Source organism: Pseudomonas sp. 910_23 (assembly GCF_052850795.1).
The window spans coordinates 194,093-206,100 of the sequence record NZ_VXCZ01000008.1; the positions used below are offsets into that span (position 1 = coordinate 194,093).

Annotated in this window: 12 protein-coding genes and 1 pseudogene; 9 read left to right on the plus strand and 4 right to left on the minus strand. The window is 60.4% G+C overall.

The window, feature by feature from the left end:
• The first annotated feature begins 4 nt into the window (after positions 1-4).
• On the plus strand, positions 5-385 hold the full coding sequence (locus FW800_RS12485) for a RidA family protein (RefSeq protein WP_003176922.1): 381 nt from the start codon (positions 5-7) through the stop codon (positions 383-385).
• Between the two features lie 56 nt (positions 386-441).
• Positions 442-1,182 carry a hypothetical protein gene (locus FW800_RS12490; RefSeq protein WP_446437732.1) on the plus strand — a complete coding sequence of 247 codons (741 nt, stop codon included), beginning with the start codon at positions 442-444 and terminating at the stop codon, positions 1,180-1,182.
• Between the two features lie 124 nt (positions 1,183-1,306).
• Here the strand turns inward: FW800_RS12490 and FW800_RS12495 are convergent, their stop codons facing one another.
• The gene (locus tag FW800_RS12495; RefSeq protein WP_446437733.1) at positions 1,307-2,158 is read right to left on the minus strand and encodes an SDR family oxidoreductase; all 852 of its coding nucleotides are present in this window, start codon (positions 2,156-2,158) and stop codon (positions 1,307-1,309) included.
• 188 nt (positions 2,159-2,346) lie between these two features.
• Here FW800_RS12495 and exbB point away from each other — a divergent pair, with 188 nt between their 5' ends.
• From exbB to FW800_RS12525, 6 genes are all read left to right on the plus strand, one after another.
• The gene (gene exbB / locus FW800_RS12500) at positions 2,347-3,330 is read left to right on the plus strand and encodes a tonB-system energizer ExbB (RefSeq protein ID WP_446437734.1); all 984 of its coding nucleotides are present in this window, start codon (positions 2,347-2,349) and stop codon (positions 3,328-3,330) included.
• Positions 3,331-3,336: 6 nt separating this feature from the next.
• Positions 3,337-3,762 (plus strand): TonB system transport protein ExbD, encoded by a 426-nt coding sequence (gene exbD / locus FW800_RS12505; protein WP_003195519.1) that lies wholly within the window; start codon positions 3,337-3,339, stop codon positions 3,760-3,762.
• Positions 3,759-4,505, plus strand: a complete 747-nt coding sequence (locus tag FW800_RS12510) for an energy transducer TonB family protein (protein ID WP_446437735.1) — start codon at positions 3,759-3,761, stop codon at positions 4,503-4,505. Before exbD ends, FW800_RS12510 begins: the two co-directional genes overlap by 4 nt.
• A gap of 157 nt (positions 4,506-4,662) precedes the next feature.
• On the plus strand, positions 4,663-5,583 hold the full coding sequence (locus FW800_RS12515) for a hydrogen peroxide-inducible genes activator (RefSeq protein WP_032878710.1): 921 nt from the start codon (positions 4,663-4,665) through the stop codon (positions 5,581-5,583).
• An 8-nt stretch (positions 5,584-5,591) separates the two neighbouring features.
• Positions 5,592-7,667 carry an ATP-dependent DNA helicase RecG gene (gene recG, locus FW800_RS12520; RefSeq protein WP_446437736.1) on the plus strand — a complete coding sequence of 692 codons (2,076 nt, stop codon included), beginning with the start codon at positions 5,592-5,594 and terminating at the stop codon, positions 7,665-7,667.
• Between the two features lie 77 nt (positions 7,668-7,744).
• Complete coding sequence (locus tag FW800_RS12525; protein WP_446437737.1) at positions 7,745-9,145, plus strand: aminoacyl-tRNA deacylase and HDOD domain-containing protein; 1,401 nt, start codon at positions 7,745-7,747, stop codon at positions 9,143-9,145.
• A gap of 129 nt (positions 9,146-9,274) precedes the next feature.
• Here the strand turns inward: FW800_RS12525 and FW800_RS12530 are convergent.
• Positions 9,275-9,367, minus strand: a pseudogene (locus tag FW800_RS12530) (helicase); the annotation flags it as partial.
• Between the two features lie 170 nt (positions 9,368-9,537).
• Between FW800_RS12530 and FW800_RS12535 the strand changes: the two are divergent.
• The gene (locus FW800_RS12535; RefSeq protein ID WP_446437738.1) at positions 9,538-10,464 is read left to right on the plus strand and encodes a hypothetical protein; all 927 of its coding nucleotides are present in this window, start codon (positions 9,538-9,540) and stop codon (positions 10,462-10,464) included.
• 55 nt (positions 10,465-10,519) lie between these two features.
• Here FW800_RS12535 and FW800_RS12540 read toward each other — a convergent pair whose 3' ends face one another.
• Both FW800_RS12540 and tagQ read right to left on the minus strand, forming a co-directional pair.
• Positions 10,520-10,900 carry a helicase gene (locus tag FW800_RS12540; RefSeq protein ID WP_446437739.1) on the minus strand — a complete coding sequence of 127 codons (381 nt, stop codon included), beginning with the start codon at positions 10,898-10,900 and terminating at the stop codon, positions 10,520-10,522.
• Between the two features lie 124 nt (positions 10,901-11,024).
• Complete coding sequence (gene tagQ / locus FW800_RS12545) at positions 11,025-11,951, minus strand: type VI secretion system-associated lipoprotein TagQ (protein WP_032878708.1); 927 nt, start codon at positions 11,949-11,951, stop codon at positions 11,025-11,027.
• Positions 11,952-12,008 lie beyond the last annotated feature (57 nt).

Here is a 12,008-nt window from a genome sequence, read left to right on the forward strand (position 1 = left end):
ATTCATGACCAAGACAGTTATCACCAGCGATAAAGCCCCAGCCGCCATCGGCACCTACTCCCAGGCGATCAAGGCGGGCAACACCGTCTACATGTCCGGCCAGATTCCGCTGGACCCAAAGACCATGGAACTGGTTGAAGGCTTCGAAGCCCAGACCGTACAAGTCTTCGAAAACCTCAAGTCCGTGGCTGAAGCTGCCGGTGGTTCGTTCAAGGACATCGTCAAGCTGAACATCTTCCTCACCGACCTGAGCCATTTTGCCAAGGTCAACGAGATCATGGGCAAGTACTTCGAACAACCCTACCCAGCCCGCGCCGCCATCGGCGTTGCCGCCCTGCCAAAGGGCGCACAGGTTGAGATGGACGCCATTCTGGTCATCGAGTAAAACACCCGGCGCAGCCCCAAAAGGCTGCGCCGGCTTCGTTTCATAAGGATTTCGTAATGCGCAAAGCGCTTGTAGCCTCTTCGTTGCTCGCACTGTTGCTGGGCGGCTGTGCCAGCAACCCGGCCGATCTGGACGTAAGCGGTACCTGGATCAACCAGGCCGCCATCGACGCGGCAGCCAAGGGCGGCCCTTTGCGTGAAGCCCTGCAATCCTATGGCCCCAACCTTGAGTGGGAGGTCAACACCAAGGCGTTGCAGGCGCGCTACTACAACGGTTTTGAAGTAGCGGAAGGCAAGTTGTCGGGTGAAAAACCCGGCGCGTGGAGCGTGGACTTCTACGGCAGCTCCGCCACCGAACTCAAGCGCAAAGGCAAACAATTGCTGCAAGTGGCCAACGACAATGAGCCAGAGCAGCTGTTCGCCCGCGCCAAAGACCCGGCCCCCGAAGGCGCACCACTGGGTGCCAACTTCGAACGGGCGCTGTATGCGGCCTACATGGGCGGCGACTGGAAGATAACCGACGGCACCGGCAACGGCGCCACAGTGCAGTTCCAGGCTGACGGCAAGATCGCCGGTCTGCCTGGCGTTGACCGTTACTCACTGTGCCTGGCGGGTGATTGCGCCTCCATGAGCGGCGGCTACGACAGCATCTGGCTGCAACTGAACGGCCAGGGCAACCCATGGATCTTCGTACGCAAGGGTGAGCAACTGGAAATCTTCCAGGCGATCAACACCTCCCAGGCCGATGAAGTGCCTTCGTTTACCCCAGGCCCGCGCCAATGGCTGCTTGAAAAGTAATAACAGCCTCACCTGGATCTAAAGGTGGGAGGGGGCTTGCTCCCGATAGCATCACATCAGTCAATATTCCTTGGCTGACTCACCGCTATCGGGAGCAAGCCCCCTCCACATTTTTGACCGTGTGTCAGCCTTTCAGGATGGCGGCATAGCCTTCCCGGTAAGTCGGGTAAGTCGGCACCCAGCCCAACGCCTTGATACGCGCATTACTGCACTGCTTGCTACCCGCACGCCGCACACTGGCGTCATCAGCCCATTCGGTCACACCCAGGTACTCGCGCAACCAGCCCACCACCTCGGCCAATGGCGCCGGCGCATCGTCGACACCGATGTAGACTTTGTCCAATGTACCGCCCTGCTCTACGTGCCGCAGTAAAAACGCCAGCAGCCCGGCCGCATCATCAGCGTGAATACGATTGCCATACAGCGGCGGATCAACCGCTACGCGGTAGCCTTGACGCACCTGGGTCAGCAGCCATTCACGACCCGGGCCGTAAATCCCGGTCAGCCGCACGATGGTGGCCGGAATACCACTATTGAGCGCCACTTGCTCAGCTTCCAGCATCACCTGCCCGGAATAACCCTTCGCTTGCGTCTCTGACGTTTCGTCGACCCACTCGCCGTTCTGCTGCCCATACACACTGCTGCTGGAGACAAACAGCAAATGCTTGGGCGTCTGGCCATAGTCGTCCAGCCACTCCAATACATGCTGCAACCCTTGCACGTAGGCGGCGCGATAGCCGGCCTCGTCGTGGTCGGTGGCAGCGGCGCAGTACACCAGATAATCCACCCCGCCGATCGGCCAGGTGTCCGGGCAATCCTTTTTGAACAGATCGCCAGCGATGCCGATCACGCCGTCGGGCAGGCGTGAAATATCGCGGCGCAGGCCGTGGACCTCCCATTCCGAGGCCAGCAATTGGCTAGCCAGCCGACTACCCACATCACCGCAACCGGCAATCACAACAGAAGGCGCAGACATCATAAAACTCCATTCTCAAAGGCGCAGATTAGCCGCGCGAGTGGATCAACGGCCAGTGAAAAGCGAAATAAAGTAACAGTGCCACTTTAGTTAACAAGAATTACTTGCAATAATAACCACCCATTTGTCCTCGACCCCCCTCGGTCTGGAAGGACGATCACCCATTTTTTCTCTCAGGTCCGGCCAGCATGACACGTAATACAACCCCCGCTTCGCCAACCAAGCCTCACAGCCCATCCCGCGCCTGGCGTGCGATTGCTGCGATGCTGTTCAGCGTCCTGCTGGCACCGACCGCCGCATTCGCTGATGCCACCGCCCCCGCCACTCCGGCGGCTACCGAGCAGAATGCTGCGGCCCCGACGACACCTGCCGTTGCTCCAGTGGCTACCGACCCGGCCCAGGCCACGGGCGACGCCGCACCTGCCAACGAAACCGGCGTTGTGCTGGAAGAAGACAACACCCTGGGTATGGCCCATGACCTGTCGCCATGGGGCATGTACCAGAATGCCGACGTAGTGGTGAAGGCTGTGATGATCGGCCTGGCCATCGCCTCGATCATCACCTGGACCATCTGGATTGCCAAAGGCTTCGAGCTGCTGGGCGCCAAGCGTCGTCTGCGCGCTGAAATCGTCCACCTGAAAAAAGCCACTACCCTCAAGGAAGCGAGCGAAACCGCGACCAAAAAAGGCACCCTGGCCAACACCCTGGTGCACGACGCGCTGGAAGAAATGCGCCTGTCGGCCAACACCCGCGAAAAAGAAGGCATCAAGGAACGCGTGGCTTTCCGCCTGGAGCGCCTGGTTGCCGCCTGCGGCCGTAACATGAGCAGCGGCACCGGCGTACTCGCCACCATCGGTTCCACCGCGCCGTTTGTCGGCCTGTTCGGCACCGTATGGGGCATCATGAACAGCTTCATCGGCATCGCCAAAACCCAGACCACCAACCTCGCCGTCGTTGCCCCCGGCATCGCCGAAGCCCTGCTGGCTACTGCCCTGGGCCTGGTTGCCGCGATCCCTGCGGTGGTGATCTACAACGTCTTCGCCCGTTCGATCGCCGGCTACAAGGCTCAGGTATCGGATGCGTCGGCAGAAGTCCTGCTGCTGGTCAGCCGTGACCTCGATCACCTGCCTACCGAGCGCAGCTCGCAACCGCACATGGTGAAAGTGGGGTAATCGGCCATGGGCCTGCATTTGAATCAAGGCGACGACGAACTCGTCGAGAACCACGAAATCAACGTTACGCCGTTTATCGACGTGATGCTGGTGCTGCTGATCATCTTCATGGTGGCTGCACCGTTGGCCACCGTGGACATCAAGGTTGACCTGCCCGCCTCCAGCGCCAAGCCGGCGCCGCGGCCGGAGAAGCCGATTTTCCTCAGCGTCAAGGCGGACCAACGCCTGTTCCTGGGCGAAGAAGAAGTCAAGGCTGAAACCCTGGGGCCGGTGCTCGACGCCAAGACCCAGGGCAAGAAAGACACGACAATCTTCTTCCAGGCCGACAAGGGCGTGGACTACGGCGACCTGATGAGTGTGATGGATGCCCTGCGGGCAGCCGGCTACCTCAAGGTAGGCCTGGTCGGACTTGAGACGGCAGCCAAGAAATGATCACGACGCGCCACAAACTGACGCGTTACGGCACCAGCCTCGCCGTCGTGCTGGGCGTGCATGCCGTCGCGATCATCATCGCGCTCCAATGGTCCGCGCCGCAGGTGATCCAGTTACCGCCTGCCGCGATGGTCATCGACCTGGCGCCGCTGCCAGCGCCACCGCCGCCTCCGGCACCGCCCAAGGTCGTGGCACCACCGCCGCCGCCAGTTGAGGAGCTGCCGCTGCCGAAATTGGCCGAGGCGCCCAAACCGACGATCCAGGTGCCCAAGCCGGTCAAGCCCAAACCCAAGCCGCAACCGCCCAAGCCAGTGGAGAAGAAGCCCGATCCGCCCAAGGAGAAACCTTCCGAGGAGCCTCCAAGCGAAACGCCGCCGAGCAACGCGCCTGCGCAAAAATCCGCCCAGCCTGCGCCCGGGCCATCGGCACAGCAGCTTGCTGCCCAGGCATCCTGGCAAAGTACCCTGCTGGCGCACCTGCAGAAGTACAAGAAGTACCCGCCGGGCGCCCAGCAACGTGGCAAGGAAGGCATGAACCGCTTGCGTTTCGTGGTCGATAGCGAAGGCAATGTACTGTCCTACGAACTGGAAGGCCGCTCCGGCAACGCCGACCTGGATCGCGCGACTCTGGAGATGATCCGCAAGGCTCAACCCTTGCCCAAACCGCCAGCCGACTTGTTGAAAAACGGCAGTGTCGAACTGGTCGCACCCTTCGTTTACAACATCGATAAACGTCGCCGCTAGCGGAGCAATGTGGGAGGGGCTTGCCCCCCTCCCGCACTGACTTTCACCGCGACAACAATTTCCGACATTCCCCACTCAATCCCCAGCAAAGTTCTGATAACGTGCGTCTATCGATTGCAGCCGGTATGCTTGGCCCGCAACTTCATGGACGCCTGCTATGACTCTTACAGAATTACGCTACATCGTGACCCTCGCCCAAGAACAGCACTTCGGCCATGCCGCCGAGCGTTGCCACGTCAGCCAGCCGACGCTGTCGGTGGGCGTGAAAAAGCTTGAAGACGAACTCGGTGTGCTGATTTTCGAGCGCAGCAAGAGCGCCGTGCGCCTCACCCCAGTGGGCGAAGGCATCGTTGCCCAGGCCCAGAAGGTCCTGGAACAGGCGCAAAGCATTCGCGAGCTGGCCCAGGCCGGCAAGAACCAGCTGACCGCACCGCTCAAAGTCGGCGCGATCTACACTGTCGGCCCTTACCTGTTCCCGCACCTGATCCCGCAACTGCACCGCGTCGCGCCGCAGATGCCGCTGTATATCGAAGAAAACTTCACTCACGTGCTGCGCGACAAACTGCGCAACGGCGAGTTGGACGCGATCATCATCGCCCTGCCGTTCAACGAGGCGGACGTGCTGACCCTGCCGCTCTACGACGAGCCGTTCTACGTGCTGATGCCGGCCTCGCACCCGTGGACCAAAAAGGACACCATCGATGCCGGCCTGCTCAACGACAAGAGCCTGCTGCTGCTCGGCGAAGGCCACTGCTTCCGCGACCAGGTACTGGAAGCCTGCCCGACCCTGACCAAGGGCAACGACGGCGCCAAGCACACCACGGTGGAATCCAGCTCCCTGGAAACCATTCGCCATATGGTCGCTTCCGGCCTGGGTATTTCGATCCTGCCGCTGTCAGCGGTGGACAGCCATCACTACGCTCAAGGCGTGATCGAAGTTCGCCCACTCACGCCTCCGGTGCCGTTCCGTACCGTGGCGATCGCCTGGCGCGCCAGCTTCCCACGCCCCAAGGCAATTGAGATCCTCGCCGACTCGATCCGCCTGTGTTCGGTGGCCAAGCCGCCCGCTGCGAGCTAAGCAACCGTATGACTGAGCTGTCGCAGGTGTCGGTGACGGCACTCAAGGGTGTCGGTGACGCCATGGCCGAGAAGTTGGCCAAGGTCGGCCTGGAAAACCTCCAGGACGTGCTGTTCCACTTGCCCCTGCGTTATCAGGACCGCACCCGCGTCGTGCCCATCGGCCATTTGCGCCCAGGCCAGGATGCGGTGGTCGAAGGCACTGTCAGCGGCGCTGACGTGGTGATGGGCAAGCGCCGCAGCCTGGTGGTGCGCCTGCAGGATGGTACTGGCGGCTTGAGCCTGCGCTTCTACCATTTCAGCAACGCGCAGAAAGAAGGCCTCAAGCGTGGCACCCGTGTGCGCTGCTACGGTGAGGCACGTCCCGGTGCATCGGGCCTGGAGATCTACCACCCGGAATACCGCGCCATCACCGGCGACGAACCGCCACCGGTGGACACCACCCTCACGCCGATCTACCCGCTGACCGAGGGCCTGACCCAGCAACGCCTGCGCCAACTGTGCATGCAAACCCTGACCATGCTCGGCCCGCAAAGCCTGCCCGACTGGCTGCCCCTGGAGCTGGCCCGCGACTATCAACTGGCGCCCCTGGCCGATGCGATCCGCTACCTGCATCACCCGCCCGCCGATGCCGATGTGGACGAACTCGCCCTCGGCCATCACTGGGCCCAGCATCGCCTGGCCTTCGAAGAGCTGTTGACCCACCAACTGTCCCAGCAGCGCCTGCGTGAAAGCATGCGTTCCCTGCGTGCGCCGGCGATGCCCAAGGCTACGCGGCTGCCCGCGCAATACCTGGCCAACCTCGGCTTTGCGCCGACCCGAGCACAGCAGCGCGTGGGCAATGAGATCGCCTACGACCTCAGCCAGCAAGAACCCATGCTGCGCCTGATCCAGGGCGACGTGGGCGCAGGCAAAACCGTGGTCGCCGCCCTCGCCGCCTTGCAAGCACTGGAGGCGGGTTACCAAGTCGCGCTGATGGCGCCGACAGAAATTCTCGCCGAACAACACTTCATCACCTTCAAGCGCTGGCTCGAGCCGCTGGGCCTGGAAGTGGCGTGGCTGGCCGGCAAGCTCAAAGGCAAGAACCGTGCGAGCGCCCTGGAGCAAATCGCTGCCGGCGCGCCGATGGTGGTAGGCACCCATGCGCTGTTCCAGGACGAAGTGCAGTTCAAGAACCTCGCACTGGTGATCATCGACGAGCAGCATCGCTTCGGCGTGCAACAGCGCCTGGCCCTGCGCCAGAAAGGCGTGGGCGGGCGCATGAACCCGCACCAGTTGATCATGACCGCCACCCCGATCCCGCGCACCCTGGCCATGAGCGCCTACGCCGACCTCGACACCTCGATCCTCGATGAATTGCCGCCCGGGCGTACGCCGGTCAACACCGTGCTGGTCACCGACACCAGGCGCGTGGAGGTGATCGAGCGCGTGCGCGGCGCCTGCGCCGAAGGCCGGCAGGCGTACTGGGTCTGTACCTTGATTGAAGAGTCCGAAGAGCTGACCTGCCAAGCCGCCGAAACCACTTACGAAGACCTCACCAGCGCCCTGGGCGAACTCAAGGTCGGGCTGATCCATGGCCGCATGAAACCGGCAGAGAAAGCCGCAGTGATGGCCGAGTTCAAGGCCGGCAACCTGCAATTGCTGGTGGCTACCACGGTGATCGAAGTGGGCGTGGACGTGCCCAACGCCAGCCTGATGATCATCGAAAACCCCGAACGCCTGGGCCTGGCGCAACTGCACCAATTGCGCGGCCGGGTCGGCCGGGGCAGCGCTGCCAGCCATTGCGTGCTGTTGTATCACCCGCCGCTGTCGCAGATCGGCCGCCAGCGCCTGGGCATCATGCGCGAAACCAACGACGGGTTTGTCATCGCCGAAAAAGACCTCGAACTGCGCGGCCCGGGTGAAATGCTCGGCACACGCCAGACCGGTCTGCTGCAATTCAAGGTCGCTGACCTGATGCGTGACGCCGACTTGTTGCCTGCTGTGCGCGACGCCGCGCAAGCCTTGTTGGAACGCTGGCCCGAACATGTCAGCCCGCTGCTGGATCGCTGGCTGCGGCACGGGCAGCAATACGGCCAAGTGTGACGCCCGACGCACTTATCCGACCATCACCCGTATCAAGCTGGTTATACTCCAATGACTGTAAGAAATTGGATCAGGCCATGTCAGAAGTTGCCCTCGCCACAGCCCCACTGACCGCCCCGCCGGTCATTCGGGCGCTGCTCGCAAAGCTCGCCGTCCCCTACACGGAAGTCGCCGAACACGCGGGCCTGAACCCTGCGCGAAAGGTCCAGGCGGTGTTGCTTGAGGATGCGGTCGGTGCACTCATGGTGCTGTTCCCTCAAAGCCAGTTGCTTGACCTCAACCGCCTCACCGAACTCACTGGTCGCCGTCTCACGGCCGTAGCCCCGGAGCGGGTCGAGCGTATGCTTGGCAAGCATGACCTGAGCCTGCTGCCCGGGCTGCCGCCGCTCACCAGTTCACCTTGCCTGTATGAAGGCAGCCTGCTCAACGAGCCGAGCCTGCTGGTGCATTCGGGCGAAGCCGGGTTGTTGCTGGAAATCCCCAGTGACGCCTTCAAGAGCCTGCTCACCAAGGCCAGTGCCGCCCAGTTCGGCGAGCCATTGAGCAACATTCGCCCGAACCTGGACCGCCCCAATGATGACCGCGAGGAAATCACCCAGGCGATGCAGGCGTTCACAGCCCGCCGCATTCAGCAACGCCTGGAAGCGACCATCGAGATTCCACCGCTGGCCGACACGGCGCAAAAGATCATCAAGCTGCGCGTAGATCCCAACGCCACCATCGATGACATCACCGGCGTGGTGGAAACCGACCCGGCGCTGGCCGCCCAGGTGGTGAGTTGGGCCGCGTCGCCCTACTACGCCTCGCCGGGCAAGATCCGTTCAGTCGAAGACGCCATCGTGCGCGTACTGGGCTTCGATCTGGTGATCAACCTGGCGCTCGGCCTGGCACTGGGCAAAACCCTGAGCCTGCCCAAAGACCGTCCGCATCAGTCCACCCCGTACTGGCATCAGTCGATCTACACCGCTGCCGTGATCGAGGGGCTGACCCGCGCCATGCCCCGTGCCCAGCGCCCGGAAGCCGGCCTGACCTACCTGGCCGGGCTGTTGCACAACTTCGGCTACCTGCTGCTGGCCCATGTGTTCCCACCGCATTTCTCGCTGATCTGCCGACACCTGGAGGTCAACCCTCACCTGTGCCACAGCTATGTCGAGCAACATTTGCTGGGGATCAGCCGCGAGCAGATCGGTGCGTGGCTGATGCGCTACTGGGACATGCCGGATGAGTTGTCCACGGCCCTGCGCTTCCAGCATGACCCGACATACGACGGCCAATACGCTGAGTACCCGAACCTGGTGTGCCTGGCCGTGCGCCTGCTGCGCAGCCGGGGCATCGGTTCCGGGCCGGACGAGGCAATCCCGGATGCACTGCTGGAGCGCTTGGGCCTGAGCCGGGAAAAGGCGGGAGAAGTCGTTAGTAAAGTGCTGGACGCAGAAGTGCTGTTGCGCGAACTGGCCTCCCAGTTCAGTCAGGGCTGAATAGGCAGGCTATCAGGCAGCTATCGGGAGCAAGCCCCCTCCCACATTTAACCGAATTCCAACTTTGGAATGCCGACAAATGTGGGAGGGGCTTGCTCCCGATGAATTCAACTCGGCCTACCTGAAACACTACTTCTTCTTTTTCAGTTTCAAATACTTGGTCAACCACTGGACCCAGATCGCCAGCGCCGGGTTGCCCTTGATCTGGATCGGCTTGTCCCGATAACGATGAACGCGTACTACAGAGCGACAGGCAGAGGCAGTGGGAATTAATGTCATCGACCACAGACTCAGAACATCTAGATACATACAAAATGGAACTGTAACATTCACTCGGCTCACACAGCATAGGCAAGTAATTTGTCCTACTTAACTACGAAGAGCTTCTTATTATGTCTATGCCGATTAGCCAGTTCCTTGACGCGTCACAACGCCCTGACCTTGGTGAACTTTCCTACCCCCTGCCTTCATCAACCGAAAACACTGGAGGACCCAGCAATAATAAAATCAGAATAAGTCATTATGGACAAACAACTGTCGTTTCGCACAAGGATCCAGGAGCGGCCTTTAATGAACGCGGCTTCCCTCCTGCCTCGATAGTAAAAATAAATACAGGCAACTCGGATGACCTCGTCTATATAAAAAAGATTGATGATCGGTTAACTGCCATTGTGAATGGCGTAGCCATCAAGCTTGATATTGATGAGTCCAATCCCAATGGCAACCAAGCTAAGCTCTTTATTACAACCTACGGAGGTAAAGATACAGTAATCGTTGACCCTGACGTCAAAACGGATGTGCATATTGACACCGGAGAGGGTGAAGATCAGGTGGAGACAGGCAGTGGGCATGCTCAAGTCTATCTTGGGGACGGTGCAGATATAGGCATACTCGGCGCGGGGGGAGGAGAGCTATATGGCCAAGACGGCGATGACAAGCTATATGGTGGCCCAGCTGGTTCAGCTCACCTTGTCGGTGGTTCAGGAAGTAATACCATGATGAGCAATCTCCAGCGTTCTGACGATCAAGCAACGTGGATAGTAGCCCAAGGAGAAAACGATAAAATAAGGTCGCGCTCCTTTACAACCATTAAAATTGAATCACAATCTGCATACGTCTTGGTAAACCCCGAAGTGCCAACACATATCGATATTGCAGAAAACGCGGGTAAAACTGAAACCGTAGCCTTATGGGCAGGCGATGAACAGGAAAAAATAGACGTCTCCTACACCGGCCGTCAGGACGATGAAAAAGATATTAAGCGCACTCAACAGGGGCCACGAAGTGAGAGCGAAGAAAATGCTCTGTGGCCCAATTAAGGCGTAAAGTTGATATCGCTCCCGGCGCCTTCAACACGCCGGCAGTCAACAGTAACTAACGTACCGTCTTTTTGCGCGGCTTCAAATACTTGGTCAGCCCTTGAAACCAGATCACCAGCGCCGGGTTGCCCTTGATCTGAATCGACTTGTCCTGAATCCCCGTCATGAACGCCAGTTGCTTGTTCTTCGCCTGCATCGTGGCAAAACCGTAGGCGGCATCCTTGAAAGCAATCGCAAAGGCAGGCTCAGGGTGAACACCTGAACGGCTGGTGATGCGCTGGTCTTTGACAATGAAGTGACGGGCAACCTTGCCGTCGAGGGTCTGCAGCTGGAAGGCCAGGTCTTTGTCACCCAGTTGCTGCTGGAAGGCGGGATTGGTGCGGCTGGCTTTGCCCATCATCAGGCCAAGCACCCACAGGAGAAGACGAAATTTCATGCACACGGCCTCGGTGTATTTATTGGAGTGGCCGCAGCAGTGTAACGATTTGCAAATAGAACGCCACCGATCTTGCGCTTTAGGCGCAGATCGGCTGGCGTTTAACGCTTATAGCAACAAGTGCTTAGACGTTAGGGCAAGGTACCGGCGCCCAGTCAACCAGGTTCGGGTTGGTGCAGTTGAGCTTGAGCTGGGAATCACCCGCGTTGGCAACCTGCTTACTTTCAGCTTGCTTGGCCTGGGCCGTTTGCAAGGTCTTCTCGGTGGTGACCGCTTCTTTCGGCACGGTTGGCAGCACCGGCTTTTTCGGTGGCTTGGTGCCCGCGCCTTTCTTCTTGGTCGGCGTCACGACAGGCGCCGCATCGGCCTGGGCCACGGTGACCACGTCGGCACGCTGCACGCCGACTTGCTGCAGGTCTTTTTCGTAAGCCTGAGTGTAGTTGTTCAAGTCTTCGCTGGCTTTGCCGTTGACTGCGACGATCAGATCATTGGATTCCTTCAAGCCTGAGACGATTTCCGCCAGGCGCTTACGACCTTCGGTATCGTTGACGGTCTTGGCCTTGCGGTCGGCCACAAGCTTGGTGAACGCACTCTGGTAGCACTGCTGCGACGCCTTGGCGTAGGCGGTGCTGCGGTCGATGTCGGAGACGCTTTTATTCACGTCAGCGGCATAGGAGGCGATGCGCTGGTTGTCATCGGCGATCTGCTTCTGACGTTCGGTGTAGTAACCCGCCGCGCCGCCGGCCAGGGCGCCACCGGCAGCACCGATGGCGGCATTACGGCCACGTTTTTCCTTGTCGCCGGTCAGCGCGCCCAGCAACGCACCGCCGGCCGCGCCGATGGCGGCACCGGTCACCACCGACTTGGTCATGTTCGAGTCGGTGGCACGCAGGTGCTGCACCGGCTCGTAGCAGTTGGGGTAGTACTCGACCTTGGTGCTCGACGCGACCTTGGACGCAGGCGACGTAGCGCAACCGGTCAACACGGTGCTGAAACCGGCCGCGATCAGCAGCAGGTGACGCTTGGAAACCGACTTACGGGAAAAAAGCATAGATGTGATCTCTGTTAAGTTTGACTTGCCCAGCACGGCCCACCGCCGCCTGAGTCC